This window comes from Hydrogenophaga crocea, assembly GCF_011388215.1.
GTDB lineage: Bacteria > Pseudomonadota > Gammaproteobacteria > Burkholderiales > Burkholderiaceae_C > Hydrogenophaga > Hydrogenophaga crocea.
Genome location: NZ_CP049989.1, coordinates 4,062,392 through 4,081,459 on the forward strand (window position 1 = coordinate 4,062,392; position 19,068 = coordinate 4,081,459).

Here is a 19,068-nt window from a genome sequence, read left to right on the forward strand (position 1 = left end):
GTCAGCGGCGGAAGCGTCCGTTGGCGTCCACGATGGAGAGGTCGGCGAAGTCCAGCCCGGTGTGGTTGGTGGCGCTGTAGCTCACGGTCAGGCCGCCCAGGTCGTAGCGCGACAGGCCTTCGAGCGCGTCGCGCAGCTTTTGCGGCGTGGGGTTGGGGCCGGCGCGGCGCAGGCCTTCGGTGAGCACCTTGGCGGCCGCGAAGCCTTCCATCATCGCGGGCGACACGCCGTCCAGACCCTTGGCCTTGGCGAGGTCCTGCGCCTCCTTGATCAGCGGGAAGCTCACCGAGCGCTCGTTGGGGAAGACCTGCGTCACGATCACGCCGCGCGCGTGCTCGCCGAGCAGCTTGATGAAGCCCTCGGACGCGTTGTTGGACAGCGTGACCACCTGCGCACGCGAGCCCGCGGCGCGCAGCGCGTGCACCGCGTTCGCGGTGTTGCCGGCCGAGGCGATCACCATCACGGCCTGCGCCTGCAGCTTGGCGATCTCGGCGGCCACGGCGCTGAAGTCGGGCTTCTCGCGCGGCGTCTTCTGGCGCAGCACGGGTTCGAGCTTGACCTTCGCGAAACCCTGCATGGCGCCGGCCGCGCCATCGGCGCCGAAGCTGTCGTCGGTTTCGAGGATGGCGATGCGGTTCTGGCCGATGCTCGCCAGGTGCTCGATGGCGCGCGCGGCCTCGCGCTGGTAGGTGGCGCGCACGTTGAAGATCCAGGGGTTCACGGGCTCGTGCAGCACCATGGCGCCGGTGCTGGGCGCGACCAGCGGCACCTTGTGCTCGGCCAGCAGCGGCATGAGCGCCTGCGCGTGCGGCGTGCCGCGGTTGAGGAACAGCGCGAGCACGCCGCGCTTGGTGATCAGTTCACGACCGAGCTCCACCGTGAGCTTGGGGTCGAACTTGTCGTCGACCGAAATCAGCTCGATCGGCTGGCCGTTCACCCCGCCGCGCGCGTTCACCGCATCGAAGTAGAGCTTGGCGCCGTCGGTGTTTTCTTTCACGCCCGCGGCCACCGAACCGCTGAAGCCCGAGGGCTGGCCGATGCGCAACTGGGCGTGGGTCTGGGCGCAGGCCAGGGCGATGGCCAGGCCGATGAACCAAGTCTTCGTCATGCATGTCTCCGTGATGAATCCGTCGATTCTGAACACAGGATTAAGGCCGGAGCGCGCCGCACGGGATGTAGGGCGTCGAAAGCGCCGTGAGCGGCGCCGCTCTAGCCTGAGGCGGCCACAGGGGCATCGCGCGCGGGCGCCCGGCGCGGCGCCGGCCTTTCTAGAATCTTTCGCTTCGCCTTCCGGAGCCCCTCCATGTCCGACGACCTGCGCCCAGCCGACCTTCCCGCCGATCCCGAGCAGCCCGGGGGCGAGGCCGAGCAGGGCGTGATCCGCATCCGCGGCGCGCGCCAGCACAACCTCAAGGACCTTGACCTGGACGTGCGCACCGGCGAGCTCACCGTGGTCACGGGCCCGAGCGGCTCGGGCAAATCGAGCCTGGTGTTCGACACCCTGTTCGCCGAAGGCCAGCGGCGCTACGTGGAAACCTTCAGCGCCTACGCGCGCCAGTTCCTCGACCGTATGGACAAGCCCGCGGTAGACCGCGTGGAAGGCGTGCCCCCGGCGATCGCGATCGACCAGACCAACCCGGTGCGGTCCTCGCGCTCCACGGTGGGCACCATGACCGAGCTCAACGACCACCTCAAGCTGCTGTTCGCGCGCGGCGCCGAGCTGTTCGACCGCGAGACCGCGCTGCCCGTGCGCCACGACTCGCCCGACAGCATCGCGGCCGAGCTGCGCCGGCGCAGCGAAGCGCAGGGCGATCCGCGGCTGGTGCTCACCTTCCCGGTCGAGCTGCCCGCCAACACCACGGCCGAAGAGGTCGAGCAGTGGCTCTCGGCCAGCGGCTACACCCGCGTGCAGGCCGAGCGCACCGTGCAGCGCGCGGTGAAAGACGAAGCGCCCGCCAAGGGCAAGAAGGCCAAGCCGCCGATCGAGGCCGTGAAGCTGCTTGATGTGGTGGCCGACCGCTTCCGCCTCTCCAGCGCCGAACCCGCGCGCGTGATGGAGGCGATCGAGGTCGGCCTCAAGCGCGGCGCGGGCAAGCTCACGGTGTACGCGCTCAAGGACGAGGGCGAGCCCGAGATCTGGAAGTTCTCCACCGGCCTGCACTGCCCCGAGAGCGACATCCGCTACGCCGATCCCTCGCCCTCGATGTTCTCGTTCAACTCGGCCGTGGGCGCCTGCGAGAGCTGCCGCGGCTTCGGGCGCGTCATCGGCGTGGACTACGGCCTGGTGATCCCCAACGACAAGCTCACGCTGCGCAACGGCGCGATCAAGGTCTTCCAGACGCCCGCATGGAAGGAGTGCCAGGACGACCTGATGCGCCACGCCGAGGCCGCGGGCATTCCGCGCGACACGCCCTGGGCCAAGCTCACGCCCGAGCAGCAGGACTGGGTGAAGAACGGCTCGCCGCAGTGGAACGGCAAGTGGAACCAGCACTGGTACGGCGTGGGCCGCTTCTTCGAGTACCTCGAGAGCAAGGCCTACAAGATGCACATCCGCGTGCTCTTGTCCAAGTACCGCAGCTACACCGAATGCCCGGTGTGCCACGGCGCGCGCCTCAAGACCGACAGCCTGCTCTGGCGCGTGGGCACGAAAGCCCAGGCCGACGCGGTGCTGCCGCCTGAACGGCGCTACCTGCCCGCGGGCGTGGCCTGGTCGCGCACGCAGCTCGAGGCGCTGCCCGGCCTGTGCCTGCACGACCTGATGCTCATGCCGCTCACCAGCCTGCGGCGCTTCTTCGAATCCATCGCACCCGCGCAGGCCGGCAGCGCGGGCGAGCAGCAGGCGCTCAAGCTGCTGCTCGACGAGATCAACACCCGCATCCGCTACCTCTGCGAGGTCGGTATCGGCTACCTCACGCTCGACCGCCAGAGCCGCACGCTCAGCGGCGGCGAGGTGCAGCGCATCAACCTCACCACCGCGCTCGGCACCTCGCTGGTGAACACGCTCTTCGTGCTCGACGAGCCCAGCATCGGCCTGCACCCGCGCGACATGGCGCGCATCGTCGACGCCATGAAGCGACTGCGCGACGCCGGCAACACCCTGGTGGTGGTCGAGCACGACCCGGCGGTGATGCTCGCGGCCGACCGCCTGATCGACATGGGCCCGGGCCCGGGCGAGCGCGGCGGCCAGATCGTGTTCGACGGCACGCCCGAGCAGATCCGCGCGGCCGACACGCTCACCGGCGCCTACCTGGGCGCGCGCAAGACCATCGGCATGGGCTTCAAGCGCGCCGTCACCGACAGCACGCCGCGCCTGATCCTCGAAGGCGCGCGCGAGCACAACCTGCAGAACGTGTCGGTGGAATTTCCGCTGCAACGCCTGGTGGTGGTCACCGGCGTGTCGGGCTCGGGCAAGTCCACGCTGATCCAGGACGTGCTCGCGCCCGCGCTCATGCGCCACTTCGGCCAGAGCACCGAATCGCCCGGCGCGCACGACCGCCTGCTCGGCGCCGAACAGCTCGCCGACGTGGTCTTCGTCGACCAGTCGCCCATCGGCAAGACCGCGCGCTCCAACCCGGTGAGCTACGTGGGCGCGTGGGACGCGATCCGCTCGCTGTTCGCCGACCTGCCGCTGTCGCGCCAGCGCGGCTACACGCCGGCCAAGTTCAGCTTCAACAGCGGCGACGGCCGCTGCCCCACCTGCGGCGGCTCGGGCTTCGAGCACGTCGAGATGCAGTTCCTCTCCGACGTCTACCTGCGCTGCCCCGACTGCGACGGCCAGCGCTACCGGCCCGAGATCCTCGAGGTGAAGATCGAGCGCGGCGGCCGCCTGCTGAGCGTGGCCGACGTGCTCGGCCTCACGGTGAGCGAGGCGGCCGAGCTGTTCCGCGCCGACCGCGAGGCCATCCGCGCGCTGCAGCCCATCGTGGACGTGGGCCTGGAATACGTGAAGCTGGGCCAGCCCGTGCCCACGCTGTCGGGTGGAGAGGCCCAGCGCCTCAAGCTCGCGGGCTTCCTGGCCGAAGCGGCCAAGGCCGGCAGCTCGAGCCGCCAGCCGGTGTCGCGCAAGGGCACGCTGTTCCTGTTCGACGAGCCCACCACCGGCCTGCACTTCGACGACATCGCCAAGCTCATGCGCTCGCTGCGCAAGCTCATCGACGCCGGCCATTCGCTGGTGGTGATCGAGCACAACCTCGACGTGATCCGCGCCGCCGACTGGCTGATCGACCTCGGCCCCGAGGGCGGATCGGGCGGCGGCACGGTGGTGGCCGAAGGCCCGCCCGAGCAGGTGCGCGAGCACCCCACGAGCCACACCGCGCGGGCCCTGCGCGAATACGCCGAGGCCATGGACCGCGTGGTGGCGGTGAACGACGCGCCTGCGCGGCCCTACGCCGCGGCGCGCGCGCGCCGCGCCGCGCCGCACGGCGACGCGATCCGCATCGTCAACGCCAAGGAACACAACCTCAAGCAGCTCAGCGTGGACATCCCGCGCGGCAAGTTCAACGTGATCTCGGGCGTGAGCGGCTCGGGCAAGAGCACCCTGGCTTTCGACATCCTGTTCAACGAAGGCCAGCGCCGCTACCTCGAAAGCCTCAACGCCTACGCGCGCAGCATCGTGCAGCCCGCGGGCCGGCCCGAGGTGGACGCGGTCTACGGCATCCCGCCCACGGTGGCGATCGAGCAGCGCCTCTCGCGCGGCGGCCGCAAGAGCACGGTGGGCACCACCACCGAGGTCTGGCACTTCCTGCGCCTGCTCTACGTGAAGCTGGGCACGCAGCACTGCGTGCACGACGGTGCGGCCGTGAAGCCGCAGAGCGCCGACAGCATTGCCGCCGCGCTGCTGCGCAAGCACGCGGGCCGGCACGTGGGCCTGCTCGCGCCGCTGGTGGTCAACCGCAAGGGCGTGTACACCGAGCTCGCCGACTGGGCGCGCCCGCGCGGCCACACCCACCTGCGCGTGGACGGCGAGTTCCTGCCCACCACGGGCTTCCCGCGCATCGACCGCTTCAAGGAACACACCATCGAACTGCCGGTGGCCGACTTCGTCGTGGATCCCGGCGACGAGGCGAACCTGCGCGCGCAGCTGGCGCGCACGCTCGAACACGGCAAGGGCGTGCTGCACCTGCTGCACCCGCTCGACGGCCTCAAGGAGGCCATCGCCGAGGGCCGGTCCACCAAGGCCATCGGCCAGGTGGAGGTGTTCAGCACCGCGCGCGCCTGCCCGGTGTGCAGCACCAGCTACCCTGAGCTCGATCCGCGCCTGTTCTCGTACAACAGCAAGCACGGCTGGTGCCCCGACTGCGTGGGCACGGGCGTGAAGCTCTCGCGCGAGCAGCGCAAGGCGCTCGACGACTCGGTGCGCGACGACGACCAGAAGGGCCGCGAGCAAAGCTTTGCCGAACCCGAGGTGGAAGGCGTGGGCGACGAGGTCTGCCCGGGTTGCGAAGGCACACGGCTGAATGCGCAGGCCCGTGCCGTGCGCTTCGCAGGGGTGGCCATCACCGACATCGCGCGCCTCTCGGTGAGCGAGGTGCGCCAATGGGTGGTCGGCCTGATGCAGGGCGCGGGCCTGAGCGGGCGCGAGGCCGACATCGCGCGCGACCTGCTGCCCGAGATCGAAAGCCGCCTGGCCTTTCTCGAACAGGTGGGCCTGAACTACCTCACGCTCGACCGCGGCGCGCCCACGCTCAGCGGCGGGGAGGCGCAGCGCATCCGCCTCGCGGCCCAGCTCGGCAGCCACCTGCAGGGCGTGTGCTACGTGCTCGACGAGCCCACCATCGGCCTGCACCCGCGCGACAACCAGATCCTGCTCGACGCGCTGCACCAGCTCGGCGAACAGGGCAACACCCTGGTGGTGGTGGAGCACGACGAAGACACCATCCGCCGCGCCGACCACGTGATCGACATCGGCCCGAGCGCGGGCAAGCGCGGCGGCCGCGTGGTGGCGCAGGGCACGGTGGCCGAGCTCTCGGCCAGCCCCGACTCGCTCACCGGCCGCTACCTGCTGCACGCCATGAAGCACCCGCTGCAGCCGCGCCGCCCGGTGCCGCCCGGCGACGACCAGACGCTCGAGCTGCGCGGCGCCACGCTGCACAACCTGCACCAGCTCGACGCGCGCGTGCCGCTCCAGCGGCTCGTGGTCATCACCGGCGTGTCGGGCTCGGGCAAGAGCACGCTCGCGCGCGACGTGCTGCTCACCAACGTCGCCGCGGCGGTGGGCATGCGCAGCACCGCCGCGGGCAAGAAGGCCTGGGACAAGGGCGAGCGCCCGGCCTGGAACGGCTGCGACAAGCTGCTCGGCAGCGAACCCGTGGACCGCGTGCTCGAGGTCGACCAGACGCCCATCGGCAAGACGCCTCGCTCGTGCCCGGCCACCTACATCGGCTTCTGGGACACGGTGCGCAAACTGTTCGCCGACACGCTCGAGGCCAAGGCGCGCGGCTGGGGCCCGGGCCGCTTCAGCTTCAACACCGGCGAAGGCCGCTGCCCGAGCTGTGAAGGCCAGGGCATGCGCACCATCGAGATGAGCTTCCTGCCCGACGTGAAGGTGCCTTGCGAGACCTGCCACGGCGCGCGCTTCAACCCCGAAACGCTGGCCGTGACCTGGAAGGGCAAGAACATCGGCGAGGTGCTGCAGATGGAGGTCGACGAGGCGGTGGACTTCTTCGCGTCCATGCCCGCCATCAGCCACCCGCTGCAGCTGCTCAAGGACGTGGGCCTGGGCTACCTCACGCTGGGCCAGCCCTCACCCACGCTGTCGGGCGGCGAAGCCCAGCGCATCAAGCTCGTGACCGAACTGAGCAAGGTGCGCGACGAGGTCGGCCGGCGCGGCCAGAAGGCGCCGCACACGCTCTACGTGCTCGACGAACCCACGGTGGGCCTGCACATGGCCGACGTGGAGAAGCTGATCCGCGTGCTGCACCGCCTGGTCGACGGCGGCCACAGCGTGGTGGTGATCGAACACGACCTCGACGTGATGGCCGAAGCCGACTGGATCATCGACCTCGGCCCCGAAGGCGGCGCGGGCGGCGGCCGCATCGTGGCGGCCACCACCCCCGAAGGCGTGGTGGCCGCGGGCACGCACACGGGCCAGGTGCTGGCGCCGGTGCTGGCGCGGGGGTGAGTCCCCGCGGCTGGCGCGTCACCCCCGCGCCAGCGGCAGCGCCGTCTTGTAGCGCACCTGCTTGAGCGCGAAGCTCGATCGGATCTTCTCGAGTTCTGGCAGCGGCGCCAGCCGCTCGAGGATGAAGCGCTCGAGCGTGCCCATGTCGGGCACGACCACGCGGATCAGGTAGTCGGAGTCGCCCGTCATCAGGTAGCACTCCATCACCTCGTCGAAGTCCGCGATGTGCCGCTCGAAGCGCGCCAGCGCCTCCTTGCTCTGGGTCTTGAGGCTGATGTTGATGAACACGTTCAGGCCCAGCCCCAGGCGCGCCGCGTCGGCCAGCGCCACGTACTGCCGGATCACCCCGGCCTTCTCCAGCGCCTTCACGCGCGCCAGGCAGGGCGAGGGCGACAGGCCCACGCGCTGCGCCAGCGCCACGTTCGACAAGGAACCGTCTTGCTGCAATTCGTGGAGGATCCGGCGGTCGAGCGCGTCGAGGTTCATTTGTGCTGAAAAGAGACAAGGTCGCAGCATTATGTGCTGCTGATTTGCCCTGTGGCGACCGTTTCGGCAGCACATGCCGCGCGCCCGCGCCTACAGTGCGCGGCCATGAGCCCGTCCGAACACCTGTCGCCCGACCCCGATCCCCAGGAAACCGCCGAATGGCAAGACGCGTTCCGGGCCCTGCTGCAGGCCCACGGCCCCACGCGCGCCCGCCAGCTGCTGGACGCGCTGGTGGCCACCGCGGGGGCCGGGCGCGTGGGCTGGCGGCCCAGCCTCAACACGCCCTACGTGAACACCATCGCCGCCGAGCAGCAGCCGGTGTTCCCGGGCGATCTCGCGATCGAGGAGCGGCTGGCTTCGCTGATGCGCTGGAACGCGCTGGCCATGGTGGTGCGCGCCAACCAGGCCTACGGTGAACTGGGTGGCCACATCGCGAGCTACGCGAGCGCGGCCGACCTGTTCGAGACCGGCTTCAACCACTTCTTCCACGGCCGCACCAATGCGCACGGCGGCGACTTGGTGTTCTTCCAGCCCCACAGCGCGCCCGGCGTGTACGCCCGCGCCTTCCTCGAAGGCCGGCTCAGCGAGCGGGACCTGCTGCACTACCGCCAGGAGATCGTGGCGCCCGCGCAGGGCGCGCGTGGCCTCTCGAGCTACCCGCACCCCTGGCTCATGCCCAACTTCTGGCAGTTCCCCACGGGCTCCATGGGCATCGGGCCGATCAGCTCGATCTACCACGCGCGCTTCATGCGGTACCTCACCCACCGCGGCCTGCTCGACTGCGGCGGCCGCACGGTGTGGGGCGTGTTCGGCGACGGCGAGATGGACGAGCCCGAGAGCATGAGCGCGCTCACGCTGGCCGCGCGCGAGAAGCTCGACAACCTGGTGTGGGTGGTCAACTGCAACCTGCAGCGGCTCGACGGCCCGGTGCGCGGCAACCACCGCATCATCGACGAGCTCGAACGCCTGTTCGCGGGCGCGGGCTGGAACGTGATCAAGCTGCTCTGGGGCAGCGACTGGGACGGCCTGTTCGCGCGCGACCACAGCGGCGCGCTGGTGCGCGCGCTCGGCGACACCGTGGATGGTCAGATGCAGACCTTCGCGGCCAAGGACGGCCGCTACAACCGCGAGAACTTCTTCGGCCAGAACCCCGCGCTGGCGGCGCTGGTGCAAGGCCTCACCGACGAGCAGATCGACCGCCTCAAGCGCGGCGGCCACGACCTGGTGAAGATCCACGCGGCCTATGCCGCAGCCCTGGCGCACCGCGGCCAGCCCACGGTGATCCTCGCGCACACCAAGAAGGGCTATGGCATGGGCGCGGCGGGCCAGGGCCGCATGACCACGCACAGCCAGAAGAAGCTCGACGCCGACGAACTGCTGGCCTTCCGCGACCGCTTCCAGCTGCCGCTGAGCGACGAGCAGGCCACCGGCCTGGCCTTCCTCAAGCCGGCCGAGGACAGCGCCGAGATGCGCTACCTGCGCGAACGCCGCGCCGCGCTCGGCGGCCCGCTGCCGCGCCGCGAATCGGCCTGCGCGGTGCTGCCCGTGCCCGCGCTCGACGGCTATGCCGGCTTCGCGCTGCAGGCCGACGGCAAGGCCATGAGCACCACCATGGCCTTCGTGCGCCTGCTCGGCAACCTGCTCAAGGACCGCACGCTGGGCCCGCGCATCGTGCCCATCGTGGCCGACGAGGCGCGCACCTTCGGCATGGCCAACCTGTTCAAGCAGGTGGGCATCTACAGCAGCGTGGGCCAGCGCTACGCGCCCGAAGACATCGGCTCGGTGCTGAGCTACCGCGAGGCGCTCGACGGCCAGATCCTCGAAGAGGGCATCAGCGAAGCGGGCGCGCTCGCGAGCTGGACCGCCGCGGCCACGAGCTACAGCGTGCACGGCCTGGCCATGCTGCCCTTCTACATCTACTACTCGATGTTCGGCTTCCAGCGCGTGGGCGATGCCATCTGGGCCGCGGCCGACCAGCGCGCGCGGGGCTTTCTCATCGGCGCCACCTCGGGCCGCACCACGCTCGGTGGCGAAGGCCTGCAACACCAGGACGGCAGCAGCCACCTGGTGGCCGCAACCATTCCCAACTGCAAGGCCTACGACCCCGCGTTCGCGGGCGAGATGGCCCTCATCGTCGACGCCGGCATGCGCGAGATGCTGGTGGACCAGCGCGACGTCTTCTACTACGTGACGCTCATGAACGAGAACTACGCCCAGCCCGACCTGCCGATCGCCGCGCACACGGGCGTGCTCAAAGGCGCTTACCGCTTTGCGAGCCTCGGCCCCGAGGGAGGCGAGCCGGTCACGCTCATGGGCTCGGGCGCGATCTTCACCGAGGTGCAGCGCGCTGCCGAGGTGCTGGCCGCCGAAGGCTGGCGCGTGCACCTGTGCAGCGTCACGAGCTGGAGCGAGCTGGCGCGCGATGCGCAGGCCGCCGAAGCCGAGGGCCGCACGCCCTGGTTGCACACCCTGCTGGCCGACACCGCGGGCCCGGTGATCGCCGCGAGCGACTACGTGCGCGCCGTGCCCGAAGCCTTGCGCGCCTGGCTGCCGCCGGACCGGCGCTACCGCTGCATGGGCACCGACGGCTTCGGCCGCAGCGACACGCGGGCCGCCTTGCGCGGCTACTTCGGCGTGGACGCGGCGCACATCGCGGCCGAGGCGCGTCGCTGAGCTCAGTCCTCGTTGCTGTTGATGAGGTGCTTCTTTTCTTCGCTGGGGCGCCTCGTCGTCTTGAAGAAGCGCGATGCGAGGTCTGAGCGGTCGGTGCTGGGGCGCGCCGCGTCGAGCGGCCGGTAACCGGCTTGATGCGTGCGCACCGCGGACAGGTTGAGGTTGAGCAGGGAGTGGGGGCGCGGCAAGGGAATGTCGGTGGCGGGCGCGCCGATCAGGGCCTCCTGGCTGGGGGCGGATGGGAAGACCGCTTGGGGTGACGCCTCGCGGCTGGACGACTGCAGGCTCACCGCCTGGTCGTCGAGGGGCTCAGGGCGCGCTTCATCGATCGCCACGCGCAACCGGTGCACGCAGGCGCGCAGTGCCTCGGTATCCGCGACCCCGCCTTGCTTGTCGGGGTTGTGGGCCAGATCGCAGAGCGCGCGGCCCGCCGCCCGGAGTGCCGGGGAGCCCTCGCTGGTGAACTGGAGGCCCAGTGCGTACAGGAAGTCCGTCATCGCACTCGCTGCGGCGGTGGCCGTGGCGCGGGGCGTGATGCCCTTCTGGGTGGACACATGTGCCACCCCGTCCACGACCTTGAGGTAAAGGACCTTGCGCGTGGGCCCTGGCTGTCCCCACCGCTTCAGCGACTGCAGGTAGTCATCGAGTGGCGCGACGTTGTCGATCGCGGGTGTGCTGTGGTGGGCGACGGCGGCGTACTTGAGTTGAGAGGTTCTTTCCATGGTCGTGCGGTAAGGGGTTGATGGCGGGGCGGCGGTGTGTGACAGCACGTGTGAAGGGGATGGGTGGGGTGGGTGGTTGCGTGCCGGGCGGGGTTCCGGCACGCCGTCGCCGAGGGCGGTGCGAAGCGCGCGATGATTCGCGTCTCGCCCGGCCCCGCCACCGCATGCCCCACCAGACCATCCACATCCACCCCGAGGCCCCCGCCAAGCCCGCGCTGGGCGCGCCTTGCAACGGCTGCGGCGTGTGCTGCCTGGCCGAGCCCTGCCCCCTGGGGCGCGTGATCTCGCGCAAGCGCGTCGGCGCCTGCGACGCGCTGCGCTGGGACGGCGCTGCGGCGCAGTACCGCTGTGGCGCGATCACCGATGCCGCGGGCGTGCTGGGCCCGCGCTGGGCCTGGGCCGCGCCGCTGCTGCGGCGACTGGCCAGGCGCTGGATCGCCGCGGGAGCGGGGTGCGATGCCAGCCTCGAGGCACAAGCGCCTGCGGGACCGCGCTGAGGCGCGCAGCGGGGCGATCGGGCGGCGCCCGCCGCTCATTGCGGTTCGGGCGGCTGGTCGGCGTTGCGGTCGGCCGAGCCCGGCGGCGTGCGCGGTGTGGTCCTGGCCGTGGACGCCCTGAGCGGCTGCGGCACGGGCTGTGGCCTCAGCGGCCGCGGGCTGTGGGGCGTTTGGCCCGTGAACGCCGTCTTGCGTTCCGGCGGCGTGGCGCCGGGCTCCTCGGTGCGGGGCAGCGCAAGGCGCGGCACGACCACTGGCCACGCCGGGGGCGCGGGCACGGTGGTCGGGACGTCGGCGACCATGGTGTCGCGCGGCGACGGCCGCTCGATCTCCTCGGGGCGCGGGTGCCCCACCTCTTTGGGCGGCAGGTGGCCGATGTCTGGCGCCGTGATGTGGTCGGTGAGTGTGGGCGGGCTGACGGGATGGTCGGCGTCGTGCAACACCTTCAGCGCCTCGCACAGGCTGTCGACCGGAAACTGGTTCTTGTGGCCCTTCGCGGTCAGGCACAGCTGCCGCAGATCCTCGCAGGCCTGCTCCACGAGCGCATTGCCACCGTGCTTGCGCCGGTAGACGGCAATGAGCTGCTGCAGCTGGCCCATGCCCGCTTCGCTTTGCAGCAGCGCGTCGCCGCCCGCGAGGTCGAGGACGAGGACGCGGGGCGTCTTGACATGCCCCTTGATCTTCAGCACGGCCTGGCCGTCCGCATCGGGTCTGACGTACAGGGCTTTGGGATGCCGCTCGAAATCGATGTGCTTGCGGACCATGCGGTCGCGCTTGGCCACCACCACCTGGTACATCGGCCCCACCGTGCGTTGCTCGGGGTCGGCGGCCTCGCGGGCCATGACCTCGGCGAGCGTGAGCAGCGGCCGGGGCGATTTGTGCGATTTGTGAATCATGGGATCGGCTCGATGGTGCAAGGCATGTGGGCCGTGTCACTGGGGGGCCGGGGCGTTGCTCTCGGGGCCGCCGCCACTGCCGGGTTGTGGCCTTGGCGCAGACCGCTCGTGGGTCTTCGACCGGCGCGACAGCGCGGTGACCCGGGGTGTCGAGCGCTGCTCCCCTCCCTCGTCGCGCCTTGAAGCGCGCCGATCGGTCAGTGACGCGGGCGTGCGGGCCAGGTGCGCCACGGCCAGCGGGGGCACGCGCGGAGGCGATGCGGGCACTTCCTCGATGGTTGGCAAGGGGTTCTGGAAGTTCATCGACTGGGGGCGCGTGAACTCGGGGGGGGTGGCCTGCAGACCAACAGCCAGCTCTTCGTCGGCGGCCGTGAGCTCCAGCAGGAGCCGGAGCAGGTTGCGGTTGCATGGCAGGCCGCTGCGCTGCACGTCGTTGCGGTTGCACAGGGTGTTCAGCTCGCGGCAGGCGGCAGCGACCTTGGCATTGCCCCGGTGCTTGTGGGGGTAGGTGGTGTAGAGGCTGCGCATCTGAACCAGGGCCCAGGTGCGCGCGGTCCAGTCCTTGGTGCGCTGGTCATTGATGCGCAGCAATCCGGCCGAGGGCCCCAGGCCCATGAAGGCGACGCCTTCGTGCCAGCGCCGGAAGAGCACCGGCGCGTCCGACGATGCGGTGGTTGCAGGCGGCTGCGCTTTCAGCGCGTTGCTGACCGTTTCGGTCAAGGGGCCGGCGTCGTACTGGTCTTCTTCCGCGGCGACCGTGGCTGCGTACGAGGCGGGCTTTTGGGCGTAGCGGGATGAGGCCGGCGACAGCGTGGTCTTGTTCATGGGGCGTGCTCCGATGCGGCAGGGGGTTGACCAGGACGGCCTTGTGTCGTCTCCCCCGTTGGCACGGTTCCCCAGAGCATCGGGTCAGAGCCCGCATGAAATCGAATCTTGTTGCTATCTTGATAGAAGCAACGCCGCCCCCACCGCCAACACCCCCACCGCCGCGATCAACACCCGCGTGCGCACCCGCAGCAGCTGCACCGCCTCCACCAGGCGTGCGTTCTGCTCGGCGAGCTCGCTCAGCGTCTGCGCCATTTGCTGTTGAACGGCGGCCTGCTGGTCGATGAGCTGGCGCGCCTCGATCAGGCGGTTGCGCAGCTCGCCCAGGGTCGGGGGTTCGGCGGCCGGGTCGAGCGGCGGGCCCGCAGGCACCGGCGTGGCCGGGGCCTTGTTCTTGTCGAGCAGCTTGCGCGCGGCGTTGAGCACCTTGGGGGCGTGCTCGATCACGTCACCCCAGGGGATGATCTTGAGCGCGGCGATCCAGGGAATGGCCATGGGCGGTGTCCTCGTGTGAATGGACGTGGGACGCCGCCCCGCCGCTCAGGGTTCCCGGCGCCGCAGCAACCATACCCCGAGCGCCGCCACCCCCACCAGCAGCGCCGGAAAACCCAGCGTGGGCGACCACTGCAGCGCCGCGCCGCCCAGGGCCGGTGCGAGCACGCCGCCCAGGGTATAGCTCATCACCAGCACCGCGGTGCTGTTGACCAGGGTGATGCCCTGCTCGCGCGAGCCGATGTCGATCATGGCGAGCGTGTAGAGGCAGCCGCCCGCGCCGCCCCACACGAAGGCCACGGGCGCGGCGAGCCAAGGCGTGCCGGCCACGAAAGGAATGAGCAGCGTGCCGCCGAGCGTGATGGCCGCGCACACGCGCATGAGCGTGAGGCGCGTGCTGCGCGCGTCGCCCCAGCGGGCCTTGGGGTGGTGCGCCATGCGGTCGGCCAGCACGCCCGCGGGCAGCATCATGAGCGCGCTGCCCAGGCCGCTGGCCGACACCAGCAGCGCGGCCGCCACCGCGCCCAGGCCCAGGGCCAGGCCGTAGAGCGGCAGGATGGACGTGAGCCCGCTCTCGAAGAAGCCGCCCACGAAGCCCACGGTCATGATCAGCGGGTGCGCGGCGAGCGCGTGCCACACGCCACGCAGGCCCACGCGGGCCTCGTGCGCGTCGGCCGCGGGCGGCACGCGGGGCGTGAGCAGGCTCCAGCCCAGGCCCACCGCCATGAAGCCGAACGCGGCCCACACCGCGGCCTCGCTCTGCGGGCCGACCCAGGCCAGCACCAGCGGCCCGAGCACGAAGGTGATGCCCACCAGGGTTTCGAACAGGCCCACGTAGCGGCCGCGCTGCGCGGGTGGCGCGAACTCGGCCACCAGGGCCTCGGCCAGCACCCAGCGCAGGCCCGAGGCCATGCCCGCGGCGATCTTGAGCGCGAACCACAGCGGCAGGGCGTCCGACAGCGCGAAGCCGATGGTGGCCACGGTGGGGATCAGCGCCGACAGCCACAGCGTGGGCCGGCGGCCCAGGCGCTGCGTGACGGCCGAGGCAAAGGGCACCATGAGCAGGATGCCGAGCCAGCCGCTGGCCGCGAACACGCCCGCGAGCGCGGTGGACACGCCGCCGTCCTTGAGACGCAGCAGCAGCAGGGGCGTGAGCATGAAGTAGCCCACGAGCTCGAAGAAGGTGGCGCCGAAGACGGCGGTGAGGCCCAGGCGCGCGTGCGCGGGCGGCGCGGCGGGCAGGCCCCGCGCCGGCAGCGGGTGCTCGCTCATGGCGCGGCCTGCGCGGCGAGCACGGCGTCCACCACGTCGGCGAAGCCCGCGCCGCGTTCGCGCGGTGCCACGTGGCGCGGGTGGTGGCTGAGTTGCGGCCAGAAGCGCGCCACGTTGGCCACGCCCACGCTGTGCGGGAAGCGCGCGAACATGACGGCGTCGTTGGTGGAGTCGCCCACGTACACCCAGTGCGCGATCTCGTCGTCGAGCGATCGGCCCAGGCGCTCGCGCACGATCCAGCGCGCGCCGCTGAGCTTGTCGTGCGCGCCGATCCAGGCGTTGATGTGGATGGAGCTCACGGTGGCCGTGAGCCCCAGGCCACGCAGGATGGCGACCACGCGCGCGATGTCGGCCTCGCCCAGGTGGGCGTGCTCGCTGTGGTCGATCGCGATGTCGGTCTCGCGGCCCGCGCTGTCGGTGGCCAGGCGCGCGTGCGGCAGCTCGGCGAGCACACGCGCGGCCGCGGCCTGCAGCCGCTCGGCGTTCTGCCGGCGGGTGGCCGCGTCCTGCGCATAGGTCTTGTGCAGCCGGCCCTTGTCGTTCCACAGCGCCACGGCGCCGTTCTCGGCCACGATGGCGTCGATCGGCCAGGCCAGGGCGAAGGGCTCGCTCCAGCCCGCGGGGCGGCCCGTGACCGCGAACACCGGCAGCCCGGCGGCGCGCAGGCGCTGCAGCGCGGCCTCGGCCTCTGGCGCGAGCGCGCCGTCGGCCGTGAGCGTGTCGTCGATGTCGGTGAGCACGCCGTGGATGCGCGCGCGCTCGGCCAGGGGCCAGTGGGCCAGGGGGGTGGGCTGCATGGGGGCGGCAGTGTCGCACAGCGCGCCATACCCCCTCGCGCCCGTCGCCTGTGTGCGATCTGTTGCACCCGTGCGGCGGCGGCTTGGATAGAATTCCGCCCCATCCGAGGAGCGTTGCAGCGCCCCACCCGCACCGAGCGGGCCGCGGGCGTGAGGCTCGGACCCCTGTTTGCAACGACGCTCATCCACTGCACGTGTGATGGGCTTTTTCATCCGCCCCCGCCGTGCCGTGCTTCCACCTCACAGGAGCGCCACATGAATGCACGAGTGAACCCCGTCAGCGCCGATAGCGCCATTGCCGACATCAACCTGGCCGATTGGGGCCGCAAAGAGATCCGCATCGCCGAAACCGAGATGCCCGGCCTCATGGCCATCCGCGAGGAATACGCGGAGAAGCAGCCCCTCAAGGGCGCGCGCATCACCGGTTCGCTGCACATGACCATCCAGACCGCGGTGCTCATCGAGACGCTGCAGGCGCTGGGCGCCGACGTGCGCTGGGCCTCGTGCAACATCTTCTCCACCCAGGACCACGCCGCCGCCGCCATCGCGGCCAACGGCACGCCGGTGTTCGCCATCAAGGGCGAGACCCTGGTCGACTACTGGGACTACACCCACCGCATCTTCGATTTCGGCCCCAAGGGCACGCCGGGCGAAGGCCCCAACATGATCCTCGACGACGGCGGTGACGCCACGCTGCTCATGCACCTGGGCAAGCGCGCCGAGAAGGATCCCTCGGTGCTGGCCAACCCCGGCAGCGAAGAAGAGCGCATCCTGTTCGCGGCTATCAAGGCCAAGCTCGCGCAAGACAGCACCTGGTACAGCCGCAAGAGCGCCGAGATCATCGGCGTGACCGAAGAGACCACCACGGGCGTGCACCGCCTGAAGGAAATGTCGGCCAAGGGCACGCTGATGTTCCGCGCCATCAACGTCAACGACTCGGTCACCAAGAGCAAGTTCGACAACCTCTACGGCTGCCGCGAGTCGCTGGTCGACGGCATCAAGCGCGCCACCGACGTGATGATCGCCGGCAAGGTCGCCGTGGTCTGCGGCTACGGCGACGTGGGCAAGGGCTCGGCCCAGGCGCTGCGCGCGCTGTCGGCCCAGGTTTGGGTGACCGAGATCGACCCCATCAACGCCCTGCAGGCCGCGATGGAAGGCTACAAGGTCGTGACCATGGAGTACGCCGCCGACAAGGCCGACATCTTCGTGACCACCACCGGCAACCGCGACGTCATCACCTACGCGCACATGGCCGCCATGAAAGACCAGGCCATCGTCTGCAACATCGGTCACTTCGACAACGAGATCCAGGTGGCGCAGCTCGAAGAGAAGTGCCAGTGGGAAGAGATCAAGCCGCAGGTCGACCACGTGATCTTCCCCGACGGCAAGAAGATCATCCTGCTCGCCAAGGGCCGCCTGGTGAACCTGGGCTGCGGCACCGGCCACCCGAGCTTCGTGATGTCCTCGAGCTTCGCGAACCAGACCATCGCGCAGATCGAGCTGTTCGCCCACAAGGAGGCCTACGACATCGGCAAGGTCTACGTGCTGCCCAAGCACCTCGACGAGAAGGTGGCCCGCCTGCACCTGAAGAAGGTCGGCGCCATGCTCACCGAGCTGACCGACGATCAGGCCGCCTACATCGGCGTGCCCAAGCAAGGCCCCTACAAGCCCGACACGTACCGCTATTGATCGCGGCCGTGCGTGCCGACCAGTTGCTGGTCGAGCGCGGACTCGCGGCGTCGCGCTCGCAGGCCCAGCGGCTGATCGCCGCGGGCGTGCGCTGGCGGCTCGGGGCGGGGCAGGCCTGGAGGCCCGTCGCCAAGAACGGCGAGGTGCTGTCTCCGCTGGCCGAGCTGGAACTGTCCGACGCCGCCGAGGCGCGCTACGTGTCGCGCGGCGGCTTGAAGCTCGAAGGCGCGCTTGCGCACACGGGCTTTGCGGTACAGGGCCTGCGCGCGCTCGACGTGGGCCAGAGCACCGGCGGCTTCACCGACTGCCTGCTGCAGCGCGGTGCCGCGCAGGTGGTGGGCGTGGACGTGGGCAGCGGCCAGCTGCATGCGCGCCTGCGCAGCGACCCGCGCGTGATCGCGCTCGAACACACGAACGCGCGCGAGCTCGACGCCGACGCACTGCGCGCGGCCGGCGCCGAGCCGCCGTTCGACCTGATCGTGGGCGACCTGTCGTTCATTTCGCAGACGCTGGTGTGGCCGGCGCTGCTGCCGCTGCTGAAAGCGGGCGGCCACGGACTGGTGCTGGTCAAGCCGCAGTTCGAGCTGCAGCCTGGCGACATCGGCAAGGGCGGGCTCGTGAAAGACGCGGCCAGCCACGCCCGCGTGCGCACGCGCATCACCGACGCGCTGCAAGGCCTGGGCCTGCAGCTGCTCGACTATTTCGACAGCGCCATCGCCGGTGGCGATGGCAACCGCGAGTTCTTCGTCTTCATTCGGAAACCGGCATGAACCTGCCCATCAGTTTCGAGTTCTTCCCGCCCAAGACGCCCGAAGGCGCCGAGAAGCTGCGCGCCGTGCGCCAGCAGCTCTATGTGCGCCAGCCGCTGTTCTGCTCCGTCACCTATGGCGCGGGCGGTTCGACGCAAGAGGGCACCTTCGGCACCGTGCGCGAGATCCTCGCCGAGGGCGTGGACGCGGCCTCGCACTTCTCGTGCATCGGCGCCACGCGCGCCTCGGTGCGCGCGCAGCTCGCGCAGCTCAAGGCCATGGGCGTGAAGCGCCTGGTGGCGCTGCGCGGCGACCTGCCCAGCGGCTACGGCCTGGGCGGTGAGTTCCAGTACGCGAGCGATCTCGTGGCCTTCATCCGCGCCGAGACCGGCGAGGACTTCCACATCGAGGTCGCGGCTTACCCCGAGGTGCACCCGCAGGCCAAGTCGCCCGAGGCCGACCTCAAGGCCTACGTGACCAAGGTGAAGGCCGGTGCGCACTCGGCGATCACGCAGTACTTCTACAACAGCGACGCGTATTTCCGCTTCGTCGACGACGCGCACCGCCTGGGCGCCGAGGTGCCGGTGGTGCCGGGCATCATGCCCATCACGAGTTCGGCGCAGCTGCTGCGCTTCTCCGACGCCTGCGGCGCCGAGATCCCGCGCTGGATCCGGCTGCGCCTGCAGGCCTACGGCGACGACACCGCGTCCATCAAGGCCTTCGGCCTCGACGTCGTGACCGACCTCTGCGACCAGCTGCGCAACGCGGGCGTGCCGGGGCTGCACTTCTACACCATGAACCAGAGCGTGGCCACGCTCGAGATCCTGCGCCGCCTCGACGGCCACTGACG

The 19,068-nt window shown here is 70.7% G+C and carries 14 protein-coding genes and 1 riboswitch; of the genes, 6 read left to right on the top strand and 8 right to left on the bottom strand.

Annotation, left to right across the window (positions count from 1 at the left end):
• Position 1 precedes the first annotated feature (1 nt).
• On the bottom strand, positions 2 to 1,108 hold the full coding sequence (locus G9Q37_RS19295) for an ABC transporter substrate-binding protein (protein WP_166229830.1): 1,107 nt from the start codon (positions 1,106 to 1,108) through the stop codon (positions 2 to 4).
• A gap of 195 nt (positions 1,109 to 1,303) precedes the next feature.
• Between G9Q37_RS19295 and uvrA the strand changes: the two genes are divergently transcribed.
• Positions 1,304 to 7,120: an excinuclease ABC subunit UvrA gene (uvrA, locus tag G9Q37_RS19300; protein WP_240936436.1), complete on the top strand. Its 5,817-nt coding sequence runs from the start codon at positions 1,304 to 1,306 to the stop codon at positions 7,118 to 7,120.
• Positions 7,121 to 7,138: 18 nt separating this feature from the next.
• Here the strand turns inward: uvrA and G9Q37_RS19305 are convergent, their stop codons facing one another.
• Positions 7,139 to 7,606, bottom strand: a complete 468-nt coding sequence (locus G9Q37_RS19305) for an Lrp/AsnC family transcriptional regulator (RefSeq protein ID WP_166229832.1) — start codon at positions 7,604 to 7,606, stop codon at positions 7,139 to 7,141.
• Positions 7,607 to 7,711: 105 nt separating this feature from the next.
• On the opposite strand from G9Q37_RS19305, the gene mdeB reads away from it, so the two are divergent.
• Positions 7,712 to 10,279 carry an alpha-ketoglutarate dehydrogenase gene (gene mdeB, locus G9Q37_RS19310; protein ID WP_166229834.1) on the top strand — a complete coding sequence of 856 codons (2,568 nt, stop codon included), beginning with the start codon at positions 7,712 to 7,714 and terminating at the stop codon, positions 10,277 to 10,279.
• Positions 10,280 to 10,281: 2 nt separating this feature from the next.
• Here the strand turns inward: mdeB and G9Q37_RS19315 are convergent, their stop codons facing one another.
• Positions 10,282 to 11,001, bottom strand: a complete 720-nt coding sequence (locus G9Q37_RS19315) for a hypothetical protein (RefSeq protein WP_166229836.1) — start codon at positions 10,999 to 11,001, stop codon at positions 10,282 to 10,284.
• Positions 11,002 to 11,165: 164 nt separating this feature from the next.
• Here G9Q37_RS19315 and G9Q37_RS19320 point away from each other — a divergent pair, with 164 nt between their 5' ends.
• Entirely contained in the window at positions 11,166 to 11,498 is a 333-nt protein-coding gene (locus tag G9Q37_RS19320) for a hypothetical protein (protein WP_166229838.1), read from the top strand.
• Between the two features lie 35 nt (positions 11,499 to 11,533).
• Here G9Q37_RS19320 and G9Q37_RS19325 read toward each other — a convergent pair whose 3' ends face one another.
• The 5 genes from G9Q37_RS19325 to G9Q37_RS19345 form a co-directional block, all read right to left on the bottom strand.
• Positions 11,534 to 12,394 (bottom strand): hypothetical protein, encoded by an 861-nt coding sequence (locus G9Q37_RS19325; RefSeq protein ID WP_166229840.1) that lies wholly within the window; start codon positions 12,392 to 12,394, stop codon positions 11,534 to 11,536.
• A gap of 36 nt (positions 12,395 to 12,430) precedes the next feature.
• Entirely contained in the window at positions 12,431 to 13,219 is a 789-nt protein-coding gene (locus G9Q37_RS19330; protein ID WP_166229842.1) for a hypothetical protein, read from the bottom strand.
• 114 nt (positions 13,220 to 13,333) lie between these two features.
• Positions 13,334 to 13,714, bottom strand: a complete 381-nt coding sequence (locus G9Q37_RS19335; protein WP_166229844.1) for a hypothetical protein — start codon at positions 13,712 to 13,714, stop codon at positions 13,334 to 13,336.
• A 45-nt stretch (positions 13,715 to 13,759) separates the two neighbouring features.
• Positions 13,760 to 14,983 (bottom strand): MFS transporter, encoded by a 1,224-nt coding sequence (locus tag G9Q37_RS19340; protein ID WP_166229846.1) that lies wholly within the window; start codon positions 14,981 to 14,983, stop codon positions 13,760 to 13,762.
• On the bottom strand, positions 14,980 to 15,780 hold the full coding sequence (locus G9Q37_RS19345) for an HAD-IIB family hydrolase (RefSeq protein ID WP_166229848.1): 801 nt from the start codon (positions 15,778 to 15,780) through the stop codon (positions 14,980 to 14,982). The genes G9Q37_RS19340 and G9Q37_RS19345 overlap by 4 nt, the downstream gene beginning before the upstream one ends.
• A 100-nt stretch (positions 15,781 to 15,880) precedes the next feature.
• A riboswitch (S-adenosyl-L-homocysteine riboswitch) is annotated at positions 15,881 to 15,970 on the top strand.
• A gap of 65 nt (positions 15,971 to 16,035) precedes the next feature.
• On the opposite strand from G9Q37_RS19345, the gene ahcY reads away from it, so the two are divergent.
• From ahcY to metF, 3 genes are read left to right on the top strand one after another with little or no spacing between them, the layout of a single operon-like run.
• Positions 16,036 to 17,469 (top strand): adenosylhomocysteinase, encoded by a 1,434-nt coding sequence (gene ahcY, locus G9Q37_RS19350; protein WP_166229850.1) that lies wholly within the window; start codon positions 16,036 to 16,038, stop codon positions 17,467 to 17,469.
• A gap of 8 nt (positions 17,470 to 17,477) precedes the next feature.
• Positions 17,478 to 18,239 (top strand): TlyA family RNA methyltransferase, encoded by a 762-nt coding sequence (locus tag G9Q37_RS19355; RefSeq protein WP_166229852.1) that lies wholly within the window; start codon positions 17,478 to 17,480, stop codon positions 18,237 to 18,239.
• A complete protein-coding gene (metF, locus tag G9Q37_RS19360; RefSeq protein WP_166229854.1) occupies positions 18,236 to 19,066 on the top strand; it encodes a methylenetetrahydrofolate reductase [NAD(P)H] in 831 nt (276 codons plus the stop codon). Before G9Q37_RS19355 ends, metF begins: the two co-directional genes overlap by 4 nt.
• Positions 19,067 to 19,068: the final 2 nt, after the last annotated feature.

What these genes read in the sequence shown, in the direction of transcription:
- metF (WP_166229854.1), top strand. Translation starts at nt 18,236, where the DNA reads ATGAACCTGCCCATCAGTTTCGAGTTCTTCCCGCCCAAGACGCCCGAA.
- G9Q37_RS19295 (WP_166229830.1), bottom strand. Translation starts at nt 1,108, where the DNA reads ATGACGAAGACTTGGTTCATCGGCCTGGCCATCGCCCTGGCCTGCGCC.
- mdeB (WP_166229834.1), top strand. Translation starts at nt 7,712, where the DNA reads ATGAGCCCGTCCGAACACCTGTCGCCCGACCCCGATCCCCAGGAAACC.
- uvrA (WP_240936436.1), top strand. Translation starts at nt 1,304, where the DNA reads ATGTCCGACGACCTGCGCCCAGCCGACCTTCCCGCCGATCCCGAGCAG.
- G9Q37_RS19325 (WP_166229840.1), bottom strand. Translation starts at nt 12,394, where the DNA reads ATGATTCACAAATCGCACAAATCGCCCCGGCCGCTGCTCACGCTCGCC.
- G9Q37_RS19335 (WP_166229844.1), bottom strand. Translation starts at nt 13,714, where the DNA reads ATGGCCATTCCCTGGATCGCCGCGCTCAAGATCATCCCCTGGGGTGAC.
- G9Q37_RS19315 (WP_166229836.1), bottom strand. Translation starts at nt 11,001, where the DNA reads ATGGAAAGAACCTCTCAACTCAAGTACGCCGCCGTCGCCCACCACAGC.
- G9Q37_RS19340 (WP_166229846.1), bottom strand. Translation starts at nt 14,983, where the DNA reads ATGAGCGAGCACCCGCTGCCGGCGCGGGGCCTGCCCGCCGCGCCGCCC.
- G9Q37_RS19305 (WP_166229832.1), bottom strand. Translation starts at nt 7,606, where the DNA reads ATGAACCTCGACGCGCTCGACCGCCGGATCCTCCACGAATTGCAGCAA.
- G9Q37_RS19345 (WP_166229848.1), bottom strand. Translation starts at nt 15,780, where the DNA reads ATGCAGCCCACCCCCCTGGCCCACTGGCCCCTGGCCGAGCGCGCGCGC.
- G9Q37_RS19320 (WP_166229838.1), top strand. Translation starts at nt 11,166, where the DNA reads ATGCCCCACCAGACCATCCACATCCACCCCGAGGCCCCCGCCAAGCCC.
- ahcY (WP_166229850.1), top strand. Translation starts at nt 16,036, where the DNA reads ATGAATGCACGAGTGAACCCCGTCAGCGCCGATAGCGCCATTGCCGAC.
- G9Q37_RS19330 (WP_166229842.1), bottom strand. Translation starts at nt 13,219, where the DNA reads ATGAACAAGACCACGCTGTCGCCGGCCTCATCCCGCTACGCCCAAAAG.